Source organism: Candidatus Pantoea bituminis (assembly GCF_018842675.1).
Classification (GTDB): Bacteria; Pseudomonadota; Gammaproteobacteria; order Enterobacterales; family Enterobacteriaceae; genus Pantoea; species Pantoea phytostimulans.
This window is the reverse complement of record NZ_JAGTWO010000004.1, coordinates 370,734-391,754: the sequence shown is the minus strand read 5'-3', so window position 1 is coordinate 391,754 and position 21,021 is coordinate 370,734. Positions and strand designations below refer to the sequence as shown.

Here is a 21,021-nt window from a genome sequence, read left to right as displayed (position 1 = left end):
AAGGTAAACAAAGGTCGCTAATACGACCTGCGGGCGTGAGCAGAGCTGTATCACGGGTTGTCCCGCTCCAGATAACAACAGCGGCAAGACCGCATACATAACTGGAAGAGGTAGAGAATGCGTAAGATCAAAGGGCTACGCTGGTACATGATCGGCCTCGTTACATTGGGCACGGTACTGGGCTATCTGACAAGAAACACCATCGCAGTGGCAGCACCGACGCTGCAAACTGAATTACATATCACCACTCAACAATACTCCTACATCATCGCCGCTTATTCGGCTTGTTATACCCTGATGCAACCTGTCGCTGGCTATGTATTGGATTTACTCGGCACAAAAATTGGCTACGCGGTATTTGCCGTCATGTGGGCAATTTTCTGCGCCGCCACCGCCATGGCGGGCAGCTGGGGCGGATTAGCTCTGGCACGTGGCGCGGTAGGCGCGGCGGAGGCCGCCATGATTCCTGCGGGACTTAAAGCCAGCAGCGAATGGTTTCCTGCTAAGGAGCGCTCGGTCGCGGTAGGCTATTTCAACGTGGGTTCTTCGATTGGCGCCATGCTGGCACCGCCGTTGGTCGTGTGGGCGATCATGGCGCACAGCTGGCAAATGGCGTTTATTATCACCGGCGTTTTAAGCATGGTCTGGGCGCTCTGCTGGCTGGTATTTTATAAACATCCCAAACAACAAACCAAACTCAGCGCAGAAGAGCGTGATTACATTCTTTCAGGCCAAGAGGCGCAGCATCAAACCGGCAATGACCGCAAAATGTCTGCGATGCAGATTGTGCGTAACCGCCAGTTCTGGGGCATCGCGCTGCCGCGTTTTCTTGCTGAGCCGGCATGGGGAACCTTTAATGCCTGGATCCCGCTGTTTATGTTCAAAGCCTACGGTTTCAATTTGAAAGAGATCGCACTCTTTGCCTGGATGCCGATGTTGTTCGCTGATTTTGGCTGCATTCTTGGTGGCTATTTGCCACCGCTGTTTCAGCGCTGGTTTGGTGTAAATCTGATCGTGTCACGTAAATTAGTGGTTACGATGGGCGCGGTACTGATGATTGGCCCAGGAACCATTGGTTTATTCACCAGTCCTTATGCAGCCATTGCGCTGCTGTGTGTCGGCGGTTTTGCACACCAGGCTCTTTCAGGCGCGTTAATCACGCTTTCTTCAGACGTATTTGGCCGTAATGAAGTCGCCACGGCTAACGGATTAACCGGTATGGCAGCCTGGACTGCCAGCACGATGTTTGCCCTGGTGGTGGGTGCGCTGGCAGATACGCTGGGCTTTAGCCCGCTGTTTGCCGCGCTGGCAGTCTTTGATTTGTTGGGTGCAATTGTGATCTGGACGGTGTTGAAAAATAAACCGGTCTCAGAACTTGAGCAGAAGGTGCGCGCACCCGCCATTGCAACCGCTCGCAGTTAATCCCTCGGGTGGGCTGAGCGGGTTAACGCCAGCCCAACCCACCCATTTCCTCGCCCGACGCTAAGTGGTATAACAACTTACCCGTTTGTCATTCTGGACTTTGCCATGGACATCATCGAATCCCGCCGTCTTTATCAACAACTGGCCAGCGAATTAAAAAGCCGGATTGAAAACGGGAGTTACTCCATCGGTGATAAATTGCCTGCCGAACGCCTGATAGCAGAAGAGATGGAAGTCAGCCGCACCGTGGTGCGTGAAGCCATTATCATGCTAGAAGTTGAAGGCTATGTTGAGGTGCGCAAAGGTTCAGGCATTCACGTTATCGCCAGTCAACAGCAGAATCGGGTAGCAACATCCAGCCAGCTGGAATTTGCCTCTTTTGGCCCTTTTGAACTGTTGCAGGCCCGCCAGCTCATCGAAAGTAATGTTGCAGAATTTGCGGCCACACAGGTGACGCGCCAGGACATTATCGAATTGATGGCGATTCAGGAAAAAGCCCGTCAGGAAGACCATTTCCGCGACTCGGAATGGGACATGCAGTTCCATGTCCGCATTGCGCAATCCACGCAAAACAGCGCGCTCGCCGCGATTGTCGAAAAAATGTGGCTGCATCGCCTGCATAATCCTTATTGGCTCAAACTCCATGAACACATCGATCAGCGCAGCATCATCAGCTGGTGCGACGATCACGATCATATTCTGAAAGCACTAATGCGCAAAGATCCCGCCGCCAGCAAACTGGCGATGTGGCAACATTTGGAAAATACTAAACAAATGTTGTTTAACGCCACCGCTGATGATTTCGAATTTAACGTCGACCGCTACATGTTTGGTGAAAATCCGGTGATCCTGCCAGATGGCTCCAATAACCCGCGTTAAAGCCGCTGAAATCCTGCTCAAATCGGTCAGTTAATCTGCAATAATGTCAGGTCGTGTAAAGCTACTTTTTACATACTGTCTCACAGGGTAAAACTCCGGGTCGTCGGGCAGTTTCTCCTGTCTCGTGTGCATGATTTTTGTTACAGTTATCGCCCTTTTCTTACCCTTTGCGACAGGGCTTTATAAAGTCGCTGATTTAACAATCAATTTCGGAAGGATCCGGAAAATCCTGCTCAGGCTGCGCTCCTAAAATCGATAACTCAACGCCGGTCTGCGCTTAAGTCCCTTGGGGACATGTTTAACAATGACGTTCAGGAATGATTGATGGATATCTTGCAAGCGTTGCTGCATGCCTTGTGGCAACAGGATTACGAAACCCTTTCCGATCCCACACTGGTCTGGGCAATTTACGGCGTTTTGTTCATGATTTTGTTTTTGGAAAACGGTTTATTGCCTGCCGCTTTTCTGCCCGGTGACAGTCTGCTGATTTTAGTCGGTGTCTTGATCGCCAAAGGAACAATGAGTTTTCCGCTGACCATTCTGGTTTTGACCACCGGCGCGAGCCTTGGCTGTTGGGTAAGTTACATTCAGGGTCGCTGGCTCGGTAATACGCCCACCGTACAAAAATGGTTGTCGCACCTTCCCGCGCAATATCATCAACGTGCGTACAGTTTGTTTCATCGTCACGGCTTATCGGCGCTGCTTATCGGTCGCTTTATCGCTTTCGTTCGGACTTTGTTACCCACCATCGCGGGTCTTTCTGGCCTGAGCAATACGCGCTTTCAATTTTTCAATTGGGTGAGCGCATTTTTGTGGGTGGTAATTCTTACTGTGCTGGGCTTCGCTTTAGGTAAAACGCCAATCTTCCGCCGTTATGAAGATGAACTGATGTTCTTCCTGATGATGCTGCCGCTGGTGCTGCTGGTGATTGGTTTAGTCGGATCTTTAGTCGTTTTATGGCGTAAACGTCAGGCCAATCAAAACGGGAAAGCCGAGTAATGAACATGCTGAAAGGTTTTCCTAAACGCTGGCTGCCTTGGCTAGTCGGCGGTGCTTTTGCGCTGATCGCGTTAAGTTTGGTTCCCACGCTAATGCGCCATGAAACGGTAGTACAGATTCGCGTATCCCACGCTGGCGCACCTTTGCCTGATGGTTTTTATCTGTACCAGCAGCTGACTGCGCAAGGTATTCGCATCAAAAGCATTACGCCTTCGGGTGATGCGCTGGTGATTCATTTCGACAGTGAAGAGCAAAGTCTGGCAGCGCAAAAAGTATTACGTCGCCTGCTGCCGCAAGGCTTCATCGTCGCGCAACACGATCAGGCCGAGCGCCTGTCGCTGGCCTGATCACGCCCTCTTTCTTCCCTTCAAGAATCCAGACTGCACTGCAAGATCGCATTGTGGTCTGGAATTTTCTGTATCTCCCGGTGTTCTTTGAACTTTTTCCCGCTGATGTCTATGCTTAACCGATGGCTAGTGTAAAGACAGTCTGGGTCTCCTCTTGTCTGGTAGGTCGCAGGTTAAGTCACAATGGAAGGTAATCAGCCTGATGAAACATAAATTACTGCTGGGATTCGCACTCTTTTCGCTTTCAGGATCGTTGATGGCTGCGGAGTCGCTGTGTCAGCAAAAAGAGCAGGATATCAAGCTTGAAATCGATGTGGCGCAGAAGCACAACAATCAGCGCCGCGTTAATGGTCTGGAGCGCGCGTTAACGGAAGTTCGCGCAAACTGTACCGACAAAAAACTTGAAGCTGCGCATCTTGAAAGAATCAATACGCAGAAACAGAAAGTCGCCGAACGTGAACGTGAACTCAAGGAAGAGCGCCAGGACGGCGACGACAAGGATAAGATTGTTAAACGTGAAGAAAAATTGGAAGAAGCACGCCACGAACTGAAAAAGTTGCAGGCGGAGCCTTATTAACCGTATTCAATCTACTGATGTTAAAGGAGTATTTCATGTCAAAAGATACAACGTCTGAACATTTGCGTGCCGAACTGAAAAATTTAGCTGACACCCTGGAAGAAGTGCTGAGCAGCAGCACAGAAAAATCGAAAGGTGAACTGGATAAGCTACGCAGTAAAGCGCGCGTCGCTTTAGACAGTTCACGTGAGCGTCTTGGTGAATCAGGCGAGCGTCTGGCAGCCACTACGCGCGAAGCAGCACAGAAAGCCGAAGGCTATGTGCGTGAAAATCCCTGGCATGGTGTGGGTATCGGTGCAGCCATTGGCGTCGCGCTGGGCATCCTCATCTCTCGACGTTAATTATGGCTGAATCACAGCAGAACCACGGCCCGGGCAAAGGGGTCATCAACATTGGCCAGCGCATCGTTACTACGCTGGTTAGCATGGTTGAGACGCGCGTTCGTCTTGCAGTGGTGGAACTTGAAGCAGAGAAAGCAAACCTGATTCAGTTATTAATCATGGTTGGCTTAACGATGCTGTTCACCGCTTTTGGTTTGATGAGCCTGATGGTTCTGATTATCTGGGCGGTTGATGCACAATATCGCTTGATGGCGATTGGTATCACTACTGCGGTGCTGTTTGCACTGGCGCTAATCATCGGAATCTGGACCTTGCGCAAATCACGTCAATCTACGCTGTTGCACCATACGCGCAAAGAGCTGGAAACTGACCGGGTATTGCTTGAGGAGGATCGCTGATGAGTCGTCGCGAGCGTGAGAAACGCATCCATGAACTGCTTAATCAGGTGCAGCAACAGCGTTTGGACCTGAGCGCAGGGCGCCGTGACTGGCTTTACGGTACGGCGCATTATGATCGTGGTTGGCAAACTTTCCTCGGCCTGCGACGTTATTTGGCAGTGGGCAGCAGCGCTTTGGCAATCTGGTCTGTGCGCAGTCCGAATAAAATTTTGCGTTGGGCCAAACGGGGCTTCGGTTTATGGAGCACCTGGCGCATGCTTAAAACGGCTCTTCCACAGCGTTAACCTCTGTTAAAGCTGGCCCTTTTTAGGGCTGGCTTCACTTCATCAGAATTTCTGAAAAACATCGACAGTATATCTCGCTTACAACCTTTTCTCTGCGCGACTATCATCTCCCTCCATCAGCCCAATGAACTGCAAACGTGCTTTCAGCGGGAAAAATCGATGCAGGCACGTATGCCCTGCCACTTTTTAGCGTTGGAGTAGATGATGAAAAAATTCGAAGATACAGGTTTATTGCTGGCTCGCATCCTGATGACCATTCTGTTCATTACCGCAGGTTGGGGCAAAATCGTGGGTTACAGCGGTACACAACAATATATGGAAGCGATGGGCGTCCCGGGCTTTATGCTGCCGCTGGTGATTTTGCTTGAATTTGGTGGTGGCCTGGCGATTCTGTTTGGTTTCCTGACTCGCTTTACTGCGCTGTTCACTGCTGGCTTCACCATTCTGACGGCATTTATGTTCCACAGTAATTTTGCAGAAGGTGTTAACCAGTTGATGTTCATGAAAAACCTGTCAATTGCCGGTGGTTTCCTGGTATTAGGTTTAGTCGGTCCAGGCGCTTACAGCATTGACCGTCTCCTTAACAAAAAGCCGCAGCCTGCATTAGCGCGCTAATATTACCAACGGCGAAATGCCACATATACTTAGCAGGGCGGGGACTTTTCCTCGCCCTGTTTGCATGGGAGGCGATATGGGCCAATTAATTGAAGGTGTCTGGCATGACACCTGGTACGACACCAAGTCAACCGGCGGACGATTCAAACGTTCAGAATCCGCGTGGCGTAACTGGGTTACAGCAGACGGCAGCGCCGGCCCCAGCGGTAAAGCGGGCTTTGCAGCCGAGCGCAACCGTTATCACTTATATGTTTCACTGGCCTGCCCATGGGCGCATCGCACTTTGTTAATGCGTAGCTTAAAAGGGCTGGAAAATATGATTGATGTGTCGGTGGTTCATCCGCTGATGCTAGAAAATGGCTGGACCTTTGATGATGGGTTCCCGGACACAACCGGTGACAGCCTTTATCAGAACGAATTTCTTTATCAGCTCTATCTGCATGCCGATCCACACTATACCGGGCGTGTTACTGTGCCAGTGCTGTGGGATAAACAGCAGAATACCATTGTCAGTAACGAGTCTGCCGATATCATCCGCATGTTTAACAGCGCGTTCGACGGCGTTGGTGCGCGCGCTGGCGATTATTATCCGCCTGCATTACGTGAAAAGATTGATGAACTGAATGGCTGGATTTACGACACGGTTAACAACGGTGTTTACAAAGCGGGCTTCTCAACTTCACAGCAAGCTTACGATGAAGCGGTCACGGCTTTGTTCCACTCATTATCGCGTCTTGAACAGATTCTGGGTCAGCATCGTTATTTAACGGGCGATCAGTTAACAGAAGCGGATCTACGCTTGTGGACGACATTGGTGCGTTTCGATCCTGTCTATGTCACCCATTTCAAATGCGATCGCCACCGGATCAGTGATTTTCTTAATCTGAACGGGTTTCTACGCGACATTTATCAAATGCCTGGCATAGCCGAAACGGTCAACCTGCCGCATATTCGCCATCATTATTACTGCAGCCATAAGACCATTAATCCGCATGGTGTGATTTCTGTCGGCCCTGCCTTTGATTGGGATGAGCCGCATGGCCGCGGATAACAGTGCAGTTAAGTAACAAAGCAAAAACCCCGCCGAGGCGGGGTTTTCAGTAAAAAGCCGACGCTGACCGTTAAGCCGCCTTCTTTCATAAAAAGCGTCGTGGACAGGCATTCATCTGCCGGCTGCACAAAGCAAAAACCCCGCCGAAGCGGGGTTTTTAGTAAAAAGTCGAAGCTGACCGTTAAGCCGCCTTCTTTCATAAAAAGCGTCGTGGACAGGCATTCATCTGCCCGCCTGCAGCACAAAGCAAAAACCCCGCCGAAGCGGGGTTTTGAGTAAAAAGCCGACGCTGACCGTTAAGCCGCCTTCTTTCATAAAAAGCGTCGTGGACAGGCATTCATCTGCCCGCCTGCAGCACAAAGCAACAACCCCGCCGAGGCGGGGTTTTGAGTAAAAAGCCGACGCTGACCGTTAAGCCGCCCTCTTTCATAAAAAGCGTCGTGGGCAGGCATTCATCTGCCGGCTGCACAAAGCAAAAACCCCGCCGAAGCGGGGTTTTCAGTAAAAAGCCGACGCTGACCGTTAAGCCGCCTTCTTTCATAAAAAGCGTCGTGGACAGGCATTCATCTGCCGGCTGCACAAAGCAAAAACCCCGCCGAGGCGGGGTTTTCAGTAAAAAGCCGACGCTGACCGTTAAGCCGCCTTCTTTCATAAAAAGCGTCGTGGACAGGCATTCATCTGCCGGCTGCACAAAGCAAAAACCCCGCCGAAGCGGGGTTTTTAGTAAAAAGTCGAAGCTGACCGTTAAGCCGGGTTCTGTCGTGGACAGTCATTCATCTAGGCCAGCAATCACTCACTGGCTCAAGCAGCCTACCCGGGTTCAGTACGGGCCGTACCTTGTGAACCCCTATTTGGCCTTGCTCCGGGTGGAGTTTACCGTGCCACGAACTGTTGCCAGTCGCGCGGTGCGCTCTTACCGCACCCTTTCACCCTTACCTGATCCCATTACTGGGCCATCGGCGGTTTGCTCTCTGTTGCACTGGTCGTAGGCTTGCGCCTCCCAGGCGTTACCTGGCACCCTGCCCTATGGAGCCCGGACTTTCCTCCCCTTTGCCCGTCTCCCCACAAGTGAGGACGACGACAAAGCGGCGACTGTCTAGTCAGCTTCGGCGGCGGATGATAGGACATTCGCCCGCGTTTGTCACGCCTCTTGCTGATCTAGCGCGAAGCGATAGAGTGCGTTTTTCTTCACACCGTGGATCTCAGCGGTTAACGCCGCCGCTTTTTTGAGCGGCAACTCTTTTTGCAATAACGCTAAAGTGCGCAGTGCATCTGCCGGCAAGGCTTCCTCATCCGCTTTATGGCCTTCGACGATCAGCACCATTTCGCCTTTACGGCGATTTTCATCCTCTTTCACCCACGCAAGCAGTTCGCCGACTGGTGCACCATAAATCGACTCCCACGTTTTTGTCAGTTCACGCGCCAGCACCACGTAACGATCTGCACCCAGTTCCGTGACCATATCCTGCAAGCTGTCTAACAGGCGATGGGTCGATTCGTAGAAAATCAGCGTGCGCGGCTCCTCTACCACGGCGCGCAACGCATCGCAGCGGCCCTTGGTTTTAGCCGGCAGAAATCCTTCGTAACAGAAACGATCGGACGGTAATCCCGCAGCGCTTAATGCTGCTATCGCCGCGCAGGCGCCAGGCAGCGGCACAATACGAATGCCCGCTTCACGACAACGGCGCACCAGATGGTAACCGGGATCGTTGATCAGTGGCGTACCGGCATCGGAGACCAATGCTATGCTTTGACCTTCCTGCAGCTTCGCCAGCAGCAGTTCGGCTTTCTGCTGCTCGTTGTGGTCGTGAAGTGCGAAGAGCCGCGCATTGATGGCGAAATGTTGTAGCAACAGCCCGGTATGACGTGTATCTTCCGCAGCGACCAGATCGACGCTCGAAAGCACCGTCAGCGCCCGCTGGGTGATGTCACCCAAATTACCAATCGGGGTTGGAACGATGTAGAGCGTGCTGGCAGAAATGTCTGCCCGATCGTGTTGTTTCATTGTTTCATCCGAATTGCCGATTTAATATTGAGCATCTTGAAAAAAACATCACTGGATACAGTATGCTTCCTTCAAAAATCGTTCGTCATAAAGCAGGACGCTTTGTGCCTGTCCTTCTTGCAGCGCTAATTTTAGCCGCGTGTAGTGGTCAAGGTCCGCAAGCCCCAACCGTTAATATTCAAGGCCCCGCTACGGGCGCATCCGCTTACTATCTGCAGCAAGCGCAGCAAAGCAGCGATGATAGCAAGACCGACTGGCAATTACTTGCAATCCGCGCCTTGTTGAAGGAAGGAAAGTATCCGCAAGCTAACCAACAGTTGAATCAACTCCCCTCGCAGCTCTCGGATATCCAACAACAAGAGTTGCTGCTGTTGAAAGCGCAATATCAGATCGCGCAACAAAATAGGAATGATGCGTTACAGCTGCTGGGCCAGGTAAAAACCGGTGCCCTGTCGAAGGATGAGCTGGCGCGCTATTACGGTTTGCAAATTGCCGCCTCACAAGGCCAACCTTCTCTGGCGCTGCTGCGTAACTACATTGCACAAGAGCCCTTGCTCTCCGGAACCGATCATCAAAACAACATTGATGCGATGTGGCAAACGCTGACGCAAATGCCTCAGCAACAGGCAAATAACCTGGTTATCAACGCTGATGAAAACGTCCTGCAAGGCTGGCTCGATTTACTGGCGGTTTGGCGTGCCAATACGCAAGATGCTGAAATGCTGAAAGCCGGTATCAAAGATTGGCAGACGCGCTACCCGCAAAACCCAGCGGCGAAAAATCTTCCGACGCAACTTACTCAGGCGCAGAACTTCACTAAAGCCTCAACCAGCACCATTGCCCTGATGCTGCCGCTGAATGGTCAGGCACAGGTATTTGCCAATGCGATTCAAAAAGGCTTTAACGACGCGAAAAATGGCGTCCTGACTGCTGCACCGCAGCCGGCTCCAGCCCAACCTACATCCACCGATCCTAACGCCGCTTCCCAGCCCAACGCTGATCCGAATGCGGTTGTCAGCCCTTCAGCGCCAGAAGCCACGCCGGCAGACCAGCAGAATAGCGCTGAGACGCAGCCACAAGCGCAGCCCGCTGTTGCCAGCGATCCCGCCAGCAACGCTCAGGTCAAGGTCTATGACACCAGCAGCCAGCCGATTCAGCAGCTGTTACAGCAAGCCCAGCAGGATGGTGCCACCCTTGTGGTCGGCCCCTTGCTGAAAAGTAACGTTGAAGCGGTCGCCAATAGTCAAACACCTTTAAACGTGCTGGCGCTTAACGAACCCGAGCAGATCCAGAACCATCCGAATATTTGTTACTTTGCGCTTTCTCCTGAAGACGAAGCGCGTGATGCCGCGCACCATATCTGGGATCAGGGCAAACGCCAGCCTTTGCTGCTGGTGCCGCGTAACAGCTTTGGCGATCGCGTGACTAAAGCCTTTGCACAAGAGTGGCAAACGCTGGGCGGTAGCACTGCAATGCAGCAGCGCTTTGGTTCCGTTTCTGAGTTGAAACAGGGCATTAACAGCGGCGCAGGCATTGCCTTAAGCGGCACGCCGATTAACGTGACGCCAGACCAGCCGCAAGGGATTGCCATTGCGGGATTAACCATTCCGGCACCGCAATCGAGCACGCCGGATGTGGCCTCTACCAGCGGTGGCGGCAATGTTGATTCGGTGTATATCGTCTCAACGCAAGAAGAAATGCAACTGATCAAACCGATGATCTCCATGCGCACCGGCAGCCGCAGCAGCGTTTCGCTGTACGCCAGCTCACGCAGCTTCCAGGCGGGCGCAGGCCCAGATTTCCGTCTGGAGATGGATGGTTTGCAGTTTAGTGATATTCCGCTGCTTTCGGGTACTAATCCGGGCTTAATGCAGCAGGCGACAAAATCGTTTAATAATGATTATTCTCTGGTGCGCCTGTATGCCATGGGCATTGATGCCTGGAAGCTGGCGAATCACTTTAACCAGATGCGTCAGGTGCCTGGATTTGCGCTGGATGGCAATACAGGCAAACTCAGCGCCGACACGGATTGTGTGATCAACAGGAAGTTGACATGGAACCAGTACCGCCAGGGCGAAATCAGGTCGGTGAACTAAACCGCCGACAGATTGGTGCCGAGCAAGAACAACGCGCCCGCCAGTACCTTGAGCGGGCCGGGTTAAAATGGGTAGCCAGCAATGTTTACAGTCGCGGTGGTGAACTTGATCTTATAATGCGCGACGGACATTGCTGGGTATTTGTTGAGGTGCGCTATCGGCGCGATGCGCGTTTTGGTGGTGCCCTTGCCAGCGTTACCCGCCAGAAACAACATAAGCTGCTACGTGCTGCTGCTTTTTGGCTGGCGCAACGTGGCGGCAGTTTTGAAACAGTGAATTGCCGTTTCGACATCATTGCTATTACCGGCACGGCGCTTGAATGGTTGCCGAATGCCTTTAATGCAGACGTTTAGAGCCAGGTGGTCGTGTGCAGGAAAGAATTAAAGCGTGTTTTACTGAAAGTATTCAAACCCAAATTGCCGCAGCCGAAGCGCTGCCCGATGCGATTTCTCGTGCGGCAATGACTCTGGTGCAATCGTTGTTAAACGGCAACAAAATCCTGAGTTGTGGTAATGGTGCCTCTGCGGCTAATGCTCAACATTTCGCGGCCAGCATGATCAATCGCTTCGAAACCGAGCGCCCAAGCCTGCCCGCGTTGGCGTTGAGCGCAGATAACGTCATGTTAACGGCCATTGCTAACGATCGTCTTCACGATGAGATCTACGCCAAGCAGGTACGCGCGCTGGGTCAGGCGGGTGATGTGCTTTTGGCCATCTCTACGCGTGGCAATACACGCGACATTGTTAAAGCGGTGGAAGCGGCCGTCACGCGTGATATGACTATCGTTGCGCTTACCGGTTATGATGGCGGTGAGCTTGCTGGATTGTTGGGGCCGCATGATGTGGAAATTCGCATTCCGTCACATCGAAGCGCACGTATTCAGGAGATGCATATGTTGACCCTTAACTGTTTGTGCGATCTTATCGACAACACACTGTTTCCACACCAGGAATGACTGAAGGAGCAATAATAATGAAAGCATTGAACGCTGTAGCCATTCTTTTAACCGCCATGATGTTGCAGGGCTGTGTCGCTGTCGTCGCGGGTAGCGCCGCTGTTGCAACCAAAACCGCTACTGATCCGCGCTCAGTAGGAACCCAGGTTGATGATGGCACGCTGGAATTACGCGTTACTAACGCATTGGCGAAAGATCAACAGATCAAATCTGATGCACGCATTATTGCAACGGCTTACCAAGGCAAAGTCTTGCTGACCGGCCAATCGCCTACGCAGGAAATTGCTAACCGCGCCAAACAGATCACCATGGGCGTAGATGGCGCGACTGAGGTTTATAACGAAATTCGCATTGGCCAGAAAGTCACGCTCGGCACTTCATCTTCTGATACCTGGATTACGACTAAAATCCGTTCGCAGTTGTTAGGCAGCGATCAGGTGAAATCCTCAAACGTGAAAGTCACGACTGAAAACGGTGAAGTGTTCTTATTAGGTCTGGTTACACCACAAGAAGCGCAGGCCGCAGCCGATGTTGCCAGCCGCGTCAGTGGTGTGAAGCACGTTACGACCGCCTTCACGATGCTGAAGTAAATTAAAAAAACAGCAAGGGCGGCCACTGGCCGCCCTTTTTTATGCCTGAATTTTATAGCAGAGATCTTACACCAACGCTTTAAGCAGGCTTTTTATACCTACTCTTTATACAGGGATATCAATCACCAGCGCCCGCGTCGGCGTGGTCGCTTCTAGCCTGATTTGATGTTCTTCCTGCAAAAACGCCCCATCACCACAGCTCAGTTTTTCCTGATGATCTGCACCCGTTGAAGCAGACAGCGAGCCATGAATTGATTGCAGATAAGCGCGAGGACCATGCAGCGGCAATTGATGCTGCTCACCCGGAGCCAGTTCAATCTGATGAATCCACACCTGCTGGCGCAGCTGCAAGCTGCCTTCAACACCGTCTGGCGAGGCCAGCAGATGCGTGCTTTGCCCTGCCGGCAGCACTATTTTCTGCATACGTGGACTTTCACGCTCCGGGCAGGCTGCCAGCCACAGCTGCATACGCGTTAACGGACGGTCTTTGCTGGCATTGATTTCACTGTAGCTGACGCCTTGCTGCGTAGAGAGCAGTAAGGCTTCCCCTCGCGCACCGTGATGTGATTGCCTTCACTGTCGCGGTATTCCGCTTCGCCCTGCAACACAATGTTAAGCACATCGACTTGCGGATAGGTACGCGGTTGAAAAGCAGCGCCGGGTGCCAGCACTTCCTGATTCAAAACGCGTAACGAGGCATAACCCATCAACTTGGGATCAAAATAGTGACCAAAAGAGAAACTGTAGCGCGCCTGCAACCAACCGAAATCGGCCAGACCACAAGCGGATGCACTGCGTGTCGTAATCATGTTTACCTCCAGCGTCCTGCGACAAAAGGCGGCCGCAGACTTTATACACTTATGGTAAAAGGCTGGACGCCGGATTGTTAGCCAGTTAATCTGCCCAGCATGTTCAAATTTCCTGAAAGAGAACCGGGATGTCCAAAGAACGTGCGTTAACCCTTGAAGCTTTGCGTGTGATGGATGCGATTGATCGACGTGGAAGTTTCGCTGCAGCGGCTGATGAGCTAGGACGTGTCCCTTCTGCTCTCAGTTACACCATGCAGAAGCTGGAAGAAGAGTTGGATGTGGTGTTGTTTGACCGTTCAGGTCATCGTACCAAATTCACTAATGTCGGACGCATGCTGCTTGAGCGCGGCCGCGTGCTGCTAGAAGCGGCAGACAAACTCACCACCGATGCTGAAGCGTTAGCGCGCGGTTGGGAAACGCACTTAACCATCGTGACAGAAGCGTTGGTGCGGACAGAAGCGCTGTTTCCGCTGGTGACAAAGCTGGCAGATAAAGCCAATACGCAGATCTCATTAGTGACTGAAGTGTTAGCAGGCGCGTGGGAAAGACTGGAGCAAGGCCGGGCAGACATCGTGATTGCACCGGATCTCCATTTCCGGGCATCGACTGAAATCAACACCCGCAAGCTCTACACCATGATGAGTGTCTATGTCGCCAGCGCAGATCACCCGATTCACAACGAGCCAGAACCGCAATCAGAAGTCACGCGAGTGAAATATCGCGGTATTGCGGTGGCGGATACCGCACGTGAGCGCCCGGTTTTAACCGTGCAATTGCTGGATAAACAGCAGCGCCTCACGGTAAGCAGCATGGATGATAAACGGCGCGCCTTGCTGGCAGGGCTGGGCGTTGCGACTATGCCTTATCCGCTGGTAGAGCAAGATATTGCCGAAGGACGCCTGCGCGTAGTGAGCCCAGAATATACCCGTGAAGTGGATATCATCATGGCGTGGCGACGCGACAGCATGGGCGAAGCAAAAGCCTGGTGTTTACGTGAAATCCCACGCTTGCTGGCAAAAAGAACGGATAGTTTTAGGGATGCGCTCAGCATCCCGCTCTCGCATACCTACAAACGACTTAAACAATCCATCGCTACCGCTTTAAAACTGCCAAAATCAGCGCTGTCACGTAATCGGGTCATCGCACGCTCACGCAAGAAGGTCACGAACAGATCATAAATTGCCATCGCCTCTTCATATTCGCTTTTACTGATCGCCAGCAGGAAAATCACATATGCCGTATCATCGCCCCACGCAATGCCTTGCGGAGCCAATACGGTATAGACAACGGTTTTCTTCGCCAGTAAACCCAGCGAGTGTGGCAGCGCAATGCCTTCACCCAACATGGTACTGACAATCGCTTCACGCTCCTCTACCGACGGGTAAAATTCAGCATCAACAAACCCTTCCGCTTCTAACTGTTTGCAGAGCTGACCGAAGAGCTGCGACTGTGTCATCGGACGATCAACGATCAAGAAGTGCTGGGCATCAAAAAATTTCTCTAACATATAGGGACGCGTGCGATCCACCAGCACCAGTTTGCCTATCTGCTCAAGTTGAAAACCGGTGGGAAAAGGCGACATCACCACCACCGGCTTCTCTTTCTCACTGAGACGAATGGTCGAAATGACAAAATCTTCGTCAATGCGCGTGCGCGCCTCATATTCCCGCTGTGATAAACGTGCCGTCACCTGCAACTGCGGGTATTTACGCATCAGCATCGCTTCGATCATTCGTAGCGTTGAATTGCCGCTATCGCAGACCAGCAGCACTTGCGGATGACGCTGATATCCCACGTCATAATGTCGCTCCAGCCCTACGCCGATATGCAGCACCAGGAAGCCAATTTCATTTTCGCTGATGACGTAAGGCGTATATTTCCCCAGCTGGTTACGGCCGCCAGCGTCACGTCATAAGCCATTGGATAATGCTGCTTGATGTTATCTAACAGCGGGTTAGGAATATGAATTTGGTAGCGCACCCGCGTAATCATGGTTTTGATATGCGTAAGCAGGTCGGCGCGCAGTTGTTCATCGCTTTGCAGGTTGAAGTTGTAATGGTTATTGATGTAGCTGAGCAGATAATCCACCAGCGCGTCGGCATCATCGGCATTGATAGCGCTGGGCGCAACATCCTGAATTCGCCGCGCCGCAATATTCACCCGTAGCCAGTTCTCTTCCGCCGGAGAAATAGGTTTGCTCACCAGCGGGCGCAGTTGATTAATCAGATCATGTGCTGCTTCACGCACCTCATCGCCAATATCTTCCGCGCCAGGATCGTTGAGCGGATAACCTTCACTGATCCGCCGTACCGCTACCGCGCAGTAAAGCCGCAAATAGCGCTCACCTTCATCGCTGAGGCGAATGTTGTGACAGGCAAAACAGCGTTGCAGCATCGGCTGTAGGCTCGCCAAAATGCCATGGTTCAACGCTTCAATTGTCACTAGCGGGCTGTCGGGTTGTTCCTGATCGATTTGCCACAGCAGGTCAGTTAAGCAGGTACGAATCGCGACCTCGCTACCAAACAGCTTCATACCGTAATGTGGCTTGCTTTCAATGGTGAGGTGATAACGCCCCAGCCATTCACGGACTTCAGCCATATCGTTCTGAAGCGTGGCGCGGCTGACAAACCACTCTTCTGCCAGATCCTCTAGCTTGAGTGAATAGGCGGCGGTCAGAAAGCGAGTCAGTAGATAGCGAATCCGGTCTGGTGAAGTTCGCGGCACCCGCAACGGCGAACGGGTTTGCTGCTGCAGATGCTGGAAACGCTGCGCATCGTCCACTTTTAGCTGATAACCCGCTCCGCGATTCAGGACAAACTGTGCGCCATGCTGCTCCAGTAACGCATTGAGCGCGGTGATGTCGGTGCGCACAGTACGCGTTGAAACGGCAAAACGCCGCGCCAGTTCATCCTGCGGCAGCGTTTCGTTTTTCAATGCGTCAAACAGTTGCGCAAGGCGTTGATTGGGAAATCTCACAATATTGTCCCTGTTGCAGCAGTTGGAAAAAGGCTTCCAAAACGTTAGCTTACGGTTATAAAAAATCCAACGTCCATGTTGCTGTACGCCCTCATATTGTGTGTGAAGGCGCGAGATTGATCGTCAGGCCAACAGTTTCTTGCATATCGCCAGAAGCTGGCGCACATCTTCTACGCGCGTTTCGCCGCTGGCTTTATCAATGATCGCGCTGTAGACGTGTGGGATCACTTTGCTGACGCCTGCGCCTAACGCAATACGCAGGATCTCTTCTACGTTTTCCAGATCGATGCCGCCGGTGGGTTCCAGCCAGAAATCGTGTTTGGCGCAGGCTTCTGCCACCGCACGATACTCATCCACTGCCTCCAATCCGCCCATCGGGAAATATTTCACCGAGCTGCCGCCCATGTCTTTCAGCAGCGCGATAGCTGTTTCAATCGGCACAATGCCATCACTGCTTTGCGCGCTGAGCGGCCCGGTAGAGATTTTGACTTTACCTGGCGTTCCGGTCGGTGAAATCAAGCCATTTACCACAGTTTGTGATTGCCCCAACAGGGCGCGGCTGGTGCCCACACCGGTGAAAACCTGGTTGACGTGCTGCGGTTGCAGCACTGCGGAAATCTCGCTCACCATCATAGATTGATGAGGATCGCCCGCCCCTAATCCCACTGACAGCGCGTTATCAATCAGCGCCGCGTACTCGCGCATATCGGCTATCGCCGCCTCATTGCTGGCGTAGTTTTTCGACAGCACACCGACCAAAACATGCCCTTCTGCCGCTTGCCAAATGGCGCGCGCATTCTCTTTCGATCCTGCCAGCACGTTGAGGCACAAACGATCCTGATAAAAATTGGGTGTCAGCGTCATGCTTTTTTTGCCTCGTTTAACAGTGCCTGAATAGATGTGAAAATAACCTGTAACTGCTCGGCACTGACGCTGCGAACATCAGCTTCGATGATGCCTTCGTTGGCTTTATAGCCGCGGAAGTAAATGGCAATGTCGCCGGTTTTCAGCGCCTGAACCAGATCGCCGGTGCGCTGGTTGATCACTGACTCATCAAATTTGATTTCAGCGCGCGCAATATCTCGTCCAGCGGCGTCCCACACCACACGCGCTGTGACGCCGCTGAGGGTGTTGAGATTTTCAATGAAGGGCGTCATTTTTTCTACCATCTGCGCACCGCTGGTTTTCTCGTGTGTCAGATAGTTTTCAATCGCCTGCGTCAGGCCAAGAATGCCCTCTTTGCCGACTTTCATTGCGCGGCCAATGCCGTTGCTCTGGCGTTTTACCCATTCCACATAATGTTTTTTGCCAATCACCAGCCCGCTGGTAGGGCCTTCAATGGCTTTTGCACCGCTATAGATCACCAGATCTGCACCGAACTGGTAATAGCACTGCAAATCCTCTTCAGCGGCGGCATCAACGATTAACGGTACACCATGCTTACGCGCTACCACGGCGGCCTGCTCAACGCTGAGATGGCTTTTTTGCACGCAGTGATGGGATTTAACATAGAGGATCGCTGCCGTTTGTGGCGTGATGGCTGCTGCCAGCTGTTCAGGCGAGCACTCATTGCTGTAGCCCGCTTCCACTAGCTTACCGCCACCCAACGCCACCATACTGCCCACCGGCGCGCCATAATTCACGTTATGCCCTTTGGGTACGACGATGTCGTGCGGCACGTTAAGCGGCGCGGCATGCAGATTATCCAGCAGCCAGTCGTTGTCTTTGACAATAACCGCTGCCACGCTCTGCGCAATACCGGCTGAAGCACAAGACACCACCACAGCATCTTCAACCTGCAGCAAACCGGCAATATAGGCTCCGGTCTTGTCCACCAGATCTTTCATTTCGAAGTAGTGATCGAGGCCATACTTAACCGTATCAATGACGTCGGCTGATGGCGTAGAAACGCCGAGGATCGTCATGCGCCCCGAGGCGTTGATGACCTGCTTAAGGCCATATTTTTCATATAGTAGAGACATTGGCTTTCCCTTCTTCAGTCAGGATCCACTCTCCAGCCACGACAGCGGCTAGCGGAATCAGATGTTTCTCGCCCTCAACCCGTTCGCCTTCTGAATCGACGAACGGGTGAGCTTCCTCTTTGACGGTAAAAATGGTCAGGTCGGCGTCAAAACCGACCTCAAGGCGTCCTTTGTGCGTCAGGCGTAAGCCATCCGCAGCTTTCCAGGTTACGCAGTCGATCACTTGCGGCAGCGTCATGCCAACGCTGAAAAATTTCGACATCACGTGCGCCAGGTTATGCACGGGGCCGTTCAGGCGATTGCGACAGTAAATGTCAGAGCTGATGCTGTCGGGTAAAATGCCCTGCGCAATGGCCACCCGCGCCACGTCAAAGCTGAAGCTGGCACTGCCGTGCCCCACATCCAGCCGCACACCACGAGCCAGAGCATTTTTCACGGCTGCCTTGAGTTCACCCTGCGGCGTTAAAATGCGATTGGGCTTGCCGTTGTAACAATGGGTGATGATGTCGCCAGAAGTGAGCAGATCGGCAATCTCGTCGAGATCGGGCGGGTTATTGCCGATGTGTACCATTAGCGGCAGATCGCCAACCGCTTTTTGAATCGCCTTGGCTTTGATCAACGGTTGAATGCCGTTTTCACCCACCACGCTGCTGCTCATCCGGGCTTTCAAACCAACAATAAAATCGGGCAGGCGCGCCACGGCTTGCTCAACCGCGGGGCCATCAATCTGCGTCATGTCCGCGAGTTCGTTCTGGGTGACGATACCGGTACGCGCAATATTAATCAGGGCATAAACCTGAGTTTGTGCCGCACGCGTCAACTGGTAGAAGTCGTCAATGTGTTGTGCGCCGGTGCTGCCCGCATCAATCACCGTGGTCACGCCGTGGTTAACGCCAATGGCATCGGCTTCATCATGGTATATCGGTGATTTGGGATAACAGTGAACGTGGGAATCGATCCACCCTGCGCTGAGGTAATAGCGTCCCGCCAGATTGCGTTCGCTTTTCGCTTTGCCCTGCACATCACCAATGGCGGCGATTTTTCCGTCCAGCACGGCGATATCGACCCGCTGCTCATCGCTTAATCGCGCGTCACGAATAATCAAGTCGAACATGGTTACTCCTTAACGGCGGCCCGCTGACGAGCCGCCTGATGCATCAAAGCGCAATCGGGAAAATGGCACCCAAAATCATCGCGCCGAGAATCGCGCCACCGGTAATCGGTTTGTTCCAGAGATAGAACAGCAACGCGCCGAGCAGCGAACCCAATCCAATAGGAATCGACGCCGCCATGGCAGAAAGAATGATTAAAGGGCCGAGAAAGCGGCCAGAAGCGTTACCGGCACCCATCATCACGTCCGCACCGTAAGTAGAGTCGCTTTGATTGATGGTGAATTTACGCGCCAGAATGATCAGGTAGCCGATCGCCAGGCCAATCACTAAACCGGTTACCAGCGAAGCTGCAAAATTCGCCACTGGAAACACAATGCCCGCGCCCAGCAACAGCGCCGGAACGCCAAGACCAACGCCGGTTTGAATCGCACCACCGATGTCGAGAATGCCCACCAGCGAACCTTCAATAATGCGAGCGAACAAGAAGCTGGCACCAAACGCCGCCACCGCGCCGTAGACGCCGGTTTCCATGCCGGCACGCAGCATCGAGACAAACGCCACTTCGTTGAACGCACCGATCCCGTAAAGGTAATACATGTGCGTACCGGCGAAGACGCCAGAAGAGAGCAGACCGACAAAAATCGGGAAGGACCAATCGGCGTACCAGAAGCTTTTATTTTCGTTCATCTTATTTGCCACTCATGGAGTTGTGAATGGAATCGAGCCAGCCCGGAATGCCTAACTGGAAAGATTGCAGCAGCTTCATGTCGAAGCCACGGAAGAAGCCGCTGAGCACGAACAGCAGAACGATGACAAACATCATGACTTTGGTAACTTTGTTCCAGCCGCTCTCTTCTACCCCTTTACCAATCAGAATACCCAGCACCAACCCCGGTACAGCATTGCCCATGATCAGCTGCGCCAGGCCGCCAAAAATCGTGGCCCAAAAGCCCGATTTCTTGCCCGCATCGATGGCTGCCAGCCAGAAGATCACCGGCATCACGGTGTTCACCAGCAGATTGGCTGCAGGTACTAATACTTTTACCGCCGTGACCTGCAATGCCGCGGGCACCGCCGATGCGGTTGAGTTAAGAAAGGCCACCACGATCATGCCGATAATGCCGCAGGCGATAGCCATTTTTTCGGATCGTGCAGCGTTTCTGCCACGTTGCGATTCTTCACCATCAACGCTGCCGCGCCCCAGTTTGGAATGATGCGATGATCAACATCTTGCGTGAAGGAACCCGCCGCAACGGAAGAAGCCCAGGCGTTAAAGAAAAACCGAGACCAAAGGAGAAGTGGGAAGCGGGATCGCCCTCACACGAGTTCAACTCGCCTAAGGTACGAAAAGCGCCCATGCCCTGCGTAGTGGGCGCATGGAACATACGTGCCGCACCCGCGCCAACGCCTACCCCCACTAATCCACCAATGATCAACGACTTAAACAAAATGATTAAAAACATATTTTTTTACCTTTGTTGTCGTCACTTACCCAAATACTCTGCGTTACTTAAAGGCGGCCAGCCTGAACCTCCACGCGTTGACTCAGTAAAGGAGTGGGACGCGAAGCTAACACCTCTGCA

At 52.6% G+C, this 21,021-nt stretch carries 21 protein-coding genes, 1 other RNA gene and 4 pseudogenes; 15 read left to right on the top strand and 11 right to left on the bottom strand.

What is annotated here, in order from left to right; all coding sequences use genetic code 11:
* Positions 1-117 precede the first annotated feature (117 nt).
* From KQP84_RS05615 to KQP84_RS05570, 10 genes are all read left to right on the top strand, one after another.
* Positions 118-1,422, top strand: a complete 1,305-nt coding sequence (locus KQP84_RS05615) for an MFS transporter (RefSeq protein ID WP_215845524.1) — start codon at positions 118-120, stop codon at positions 1,420-1,422.
* Positions 1,423-1,527: 105 nt separating this feature from the next.
* Positions 1,528-2,301, top strand: coding sequence for a transcriptional regulator ExuR (gene exuR / locus KQP84_RS05610; RefSeq protein WP_215845523.1), 774 nt, complete (start codon positions 1,528-1,530; stop codon positions 2,299-2,301).
* 324 nt (positions 2,302-2,625) lie between these two features.
* Entirely contained in the window at positions 2,626-3,300 is a 675-nt protein-coding gene (locus KQP84_RS05605) for a DedA family protein (protein WP_215845522.1), read from the top strand.
* Positions 3,300-3,647, top strand: a complete 348-nt coding sequence (mzrA, locus tag KQP84_RS05600) for an EnvZ/OmpR regulon moderator MzrA (RefSeq protein ID WP_215845521.1) — start codon at positions 3,300-3,302, stop codon at positions 3,645-3,647. The genes KQP84_RS05605 and mzrA overlap by 1 nt, the downstream gene beginning before the upstream one ends.
* A 202-nt stretch (positions 3,648-3,849) precedes the next feature.
* Positions 3,850-4,224: a DUF1090 domain-containing protein gene (locus KQP84_RS05595; RefSeq protein WP_215845520.1), complete on the top strand. Its 375-nt coding sequence runs from the start codon at positions 3,850-3,852 to the stop codon at positions 4,222-4,224.
* A 35-nt stretch (positions 4,225-4,259) separates the two neighbouring features.
* Positions 4,260-4,565, top strand: coding sequence for an ElaB/YgaM/YqjD family protein (locus KQP84_RS05590; protein WP_215845519.1), 306 nt, complete (start codon positions 4,260-4,262; stop codon positions 4,563-4,565).
* A gap of 2 nt (positions 4,566-4,567) precedes the next feature.
* Complete coding sequence (locus tag KQP84_RS05585) at positions 4,568-4,963, top strand: phage holin family protein (RefSeq protein ID WP_215845518.1); 396 nt, start codon at positions 4,568-4,570, stop codon at positions 4,961-4,963.
* Complete coding sequence (locus KQP84_RS05580) at positions 4,963-5,247, top strand: YqjK-like family protein (RefSeq protein WP_215845517.1); 285 nt, start codon at positions 4,963-4,965, stop codon at positions 5,245-5,247. Before KQP84_RS05585 ends, KQP84_RS05580 begins: the two co-directional genes overlap by 1 nt.
* Positions 5,248-5,451: 204 nt before the next feature.
* The gene (locus tag KQP84_RS05575) at positions 5,452-5,862 is read left to right on the top strand and encodes a DoxX family protein (protein ID WP_215848215.1); all 411 of its coding nucleotides are present in this window, start codon (positions 5,452-5,454) and stop codon (positions 5,860-5,862) included.
* Between the two features lie 76 nt (positions 5,863-5,938).
* A complete protein-coding gene (locus tag KQP84_RS05570; RefSeq protein WP_215845516.1) occupies positions 5,939-6,913 on the top strand; it encodes a glutathione S-transferase family protein in 975 nt (324 codons plus the stop codon).
* Between the two features lie 8 nt (positions 6,914-6,921).
* Here KQP84_RS05570 and KQP84_RS05565 read toward each other — a convergent pair whose 3' ends face one another.
* The 4 genes from KQP84_RS05565 to rsmI all read right to left on the bottom strand — a co-directional run bounded on the left by KQP84_RS05565 (position 6,922) and on the right by rsmI (position 8,918).
* The gene (locus KQP84_RS05565; RefSeq protein WP_215845515.1) at positions 6,922-7,113 is read right to left on the bottom strand and encodes a hypothetical protein; all 192 of its coding nucleotides are present in this window, start codon (positions 7,111-7,113) and stop codon (positions 6,922-6,924) included.
* 137 nt (positions 7,114-7,250) lie between these two features.
* Positions 7,251-7,565 carry a hypothetical protein gene (locus KQP84_RS05560; protein ID WP_215845514.1) on the bottom strand — a complete coding sequence of 105 codons (315 nt, stop codon included), beginning with the start codon at positions 7,563-7,565 and terminating at the stop codon, positions 7,251-7,253.
* 77 nt (positions 7,566-7,642) lie between these two features.
* Positions 7,643-8,021, bottom strand: an RNA gene (gene rnpB, locus KQP84_RS05555) — RNase P RNA component class A.
* Between the two features lie 33 nt (positions 8,022-8,054).
* A complete protein-coding gene (gene rsmI, locus KQP84_RS05550; protein ID WP_215845513.1) occupies positions 8,055-8,918 on the bottom strand; it encodes a 16S rRNA (cytidine(1402)-2'-O)-methyltransferase in 864 nt (287 codons plus the stop codon).
* A gap of 62 nt (positions 8,919-8,980) precedes the next feature.
* Between rsmI and KQP84_RS05545 the strand changes: the two genes are divergently transcribed.
* From KQP84_RS05545 to dolP, 4 genes are read left to right on the top strand one after another with little or no spacing between them, the layout of a single operon-like run.
* The gene (locus KQP84_RS05545) at positions 8,981-11,014 is read left to right on the top strand and encodes a penicillin-binding protein activator (protein ID WP_215845512.1); all 2,034 of its coding nucleotides are present in this window, start codon (positions 8,981-8,983) and stop codon (positions 11,012-11,014) included.
* Positions 10,972-11,367: a YraN family protein gene (locus tag KQP84_RS05540; RefSeq protein ID WP_215845511.1), complete on the top strand. Its 396-nt coding sequence runs from the start codon at positions 10,972-10,974 to the stop codon at positions 11,365-11,367. Before KQP84_RS05545 ends, KQP84_RS05540 begins: the two co-directional genes overlap by 43 nt.
* Positions 11,368-11,381: 14 nt before the next feature.
* The gene (diaA, locus tag KQP84_RS05535; RefSeq protein WP_215845510.1) at positions 11,382-11,969 is read left to right on the top strand and encodes a DnaA initiator-associating protein DiaA; all 588 of its coding nucleotides are present in this window, start codon (positions 11,382-11,384) and stop codon (positions 11,967-11,969) included.
* A 17-nt stretch (positions 11,970-11,986) separates the two neighbouring features.
* A complete protein-coding gene (gene dolP / locus KQP84_RS05530; protein WP_215845509.1) occupies positions 11,987-12,559 on the top strand; it encodes a division/outer membrane stress-associated lipid-binding lipoprotein in 573 nt (190 codons plus the stop codon).
* Between the two features lie 105 nt (positions 12,560-12,664).
* Here the strand turns inward: dolP and KQP84_RS05525 are convergent.
* Positions 12,665-13,368: pseudogene (locus tag KQP84_RS05525) on the bottom strand (pirin family protein).
* Between the two features lie 128 nt (positions 13,369-13,496).
* On the opposite strand from KQP84_RS05525, the pseudogene KQP84_RS05520 reads away from it, so the two are divergent.
* Positions 13,497-14,378, top strand: a pseudogene (locus KQP84_RS05520) (LysR family transcriptional regulator); the annotation flags it as partial.
* Positions 14,379-14,434: 56 nt separating this feature from the next.
* Here the strand turns inward: KQP84_RS05520 and KQP84_RS05515 are convergent.
* The 6 genes and pseudogenes from KQP84_RS05515 to KQP84_RS05490 all read right to left on the bottom strand — a co-directional run bounded on the left by KQP84_RS05515 (position 14,435) and on the right by KQP84_RS05490 (position 20,901).
* A pseudogene (locus KQP84_RS05515) lies at positions 14,435-16,344 on the bottom strand (BglG family transcription antiterminator).
* Between the two features lie 123 nt (positions 16,345-16,467).
* Positions 16,468-17,208: a 2-dehydro-3-deoxy-phosphogluconate aldolase gene (gene dagF / locus KQP84_RS05510; protein WP_215845508.1), complete on the bottom strand. Its 741-nt coding sequence runs from the start codon at positions 17,206-17,208 to the stop codon at positions 16,468-16,470.
* Positions 17,205-18,326: a DgaE family pyridoxal phosphate-dependent ammonia lyase gene (locus KQP84_RS05505; RefSeq protein WP_215845507.1), complete on the bottom strand. Its 1,122-nt coding sequence runs from the start codon at positions 18,324-18,326 to the stop codon at positions 17,205-17,207. Before KQP84_RS05505 ends, dagF begins: the two co-directional genes overlap by 4 nt.
* Positions 18,310-19,440, bottom strand: a complete 1,131-nt coding sequence (locus KQP84_RS05500) for an amidohydrolase/deacetylase family metallohydrolase (RefSeq protein ID WP_215845506.1) — start codon at positions 19,438-19,440, stop codon at positions 18,310-18,312. The genes KQP84_RS05505 and KQP84_RS05500 overlap by 17 nt, the downstream gene beginning before the upstream one ends.
* 43 nt (positions 19,441-19,483) lie before the next feature.
* A complete protein-coding gene (locus KQP84_RS05495) occupies positions 19,484-20,125 on the bottom strand; it encodes a DUF4310 family protein (RefSeq protein WP_215845505.1) in 642 nt (213 codons plus the stop codon).
* 1 nt (position 20,126) lies between these two features.
* Positions 20,127-20,901: pseudogene (locus KQP84_RS05490) on the bottom strand (DUF4311 domain-containing protein).
* Positions 20,902-21,021 lie beyond the last annotated feature (120 nt).

Coding starts and splice junctions, on each gene's coding strand:
- KQP84_RS05575 (WP_215848215.1), top strand. CDS start 5,452: ATGAAAAAATTCGAAGATACAGGTTTATTGCTGGCTCGCATCCTGATG.
- dolP (WP_215845509.1), top strand. CDS start 11,987: ATGAAAGCATTGAACGCTGTAGCCATTCTTTTAACCGCCATGATGTTG.
- KQP84_RS05540 (WP_215845511.1), top strand. CDS start 10,972: ATGGAACCAGTACCGCCAGGGCGAAATCAGGTCGGTGAACTAAACCGC.
- KQP84_RS05595 (WP_215845520.1), top strand. CDS start 3,850: ATGAAACATAAATTACTGCTGGGATTCGCACTCTTTTCGCTTTCAGGA.
- KQP84_RS05505 (WP_215845507.1), bottom strand. CDS start 18,326: ATGTCTCTACTATATGAAAAATATGGCCTTAAGCAGGTCATCAACGCC.
- KQP84_RS05495 (WP_215845505.1), bottom strand. CDS start 20,125: ATGAACGAAAATAAAAGCTTCTGGTACGCCGATTGGTCCTTCCCGATT.
- KQP84_RS05570 (WP_215845516.1), top strand. CDS start 5,939: ATGGGCCAATTAATTGAAGGTGTCTGGCATGACACCTGGTACGACACC.
- KQP84_RS05560 (WP_215845514.1), bottom strand. CDS start 7,565: ATGAAAGAAGGCGGCTTAACGGTCAGCGTCGGCTTTTTACTGAAAACC.
- KQP84_RS05500 (WP_215845506.1), bottom strand. CDS start 19,440: ATGTTCGACTTGATTATTCGTGACGCGCGATTAAGCGATGAGCAGCGG.
- rsmI (WP_215845513.1), bottom strand. CDS start 8,918: ATGAAACAACACGATCGGGCAGACATTTCTGCCAGCACGCTCTACATC.
- KQP84_RS05605 (WP_215845522.1), top strand. CDS start 2,626: ATGGATATCTTGCAAGCGTTGCTGCATGCCTTGTGGCAACAGGATTAC.
- KQP84_RS05565 (WP_215845515.1), bottom strand. CDS start 7,113: ATGAAAGAAGGCGGCTTAACGGTCAGCTTCGACTTTTTACTAAAAACC.
- KQP84_RS05580 (WP_215845517.1), top strand. CDS start 4,963: ATGAGTCGTCGCGAGCGTGAGAAACGCATCCATGAACTGCTTAATCAG.
- KQP84_RS05615 (WP_215845524.1), top strand. CDS start 118: ATGCGTAAGATCAAAGGGCTACGCTGGTACATGATCGGCCTCGTTACA.
- KQP84_RS05590 (WP_215845519.1), top strand. CDS start 4,260: ATGTCAAAAGATACAACGTCTGAACATTTGCGTGCCGAACTGAAAAAT.
- KQP84_RS05545 (WP_215845512.1), top strand. CDS start 8,981: ATGCTTCCTTCAAAAATCGTTCGTCATAAAGCAGGACGCTTTGTGCCT.
- dagF (WP_215845508.1), bottom strand. CDS start 17,208: ATGACGCTGACACCCAATTTTTATCAGGATCGTTTGTGCCTCAACGTG.
- exuR (WP_215845523.1), top strand. CDS start 1,528: ATGGACATCATCGAATCCCGCCGTCTTTATCAACAACTGGCCAGCGAA.
- mzrA (WP_215845521.1), top strand. CDS start 3,300: ATGAACATGCTGAAAGGTTTTCCTAAACGCTGGCTGCCTTGGCTAGTC.
- KQP84_RS05585 (WP_215845518.1), top strand. CDS start 4,568: ATGGCTGAATCACAGCAGAACCACGGCCCGGGCAAAGGGGTCATCAAC.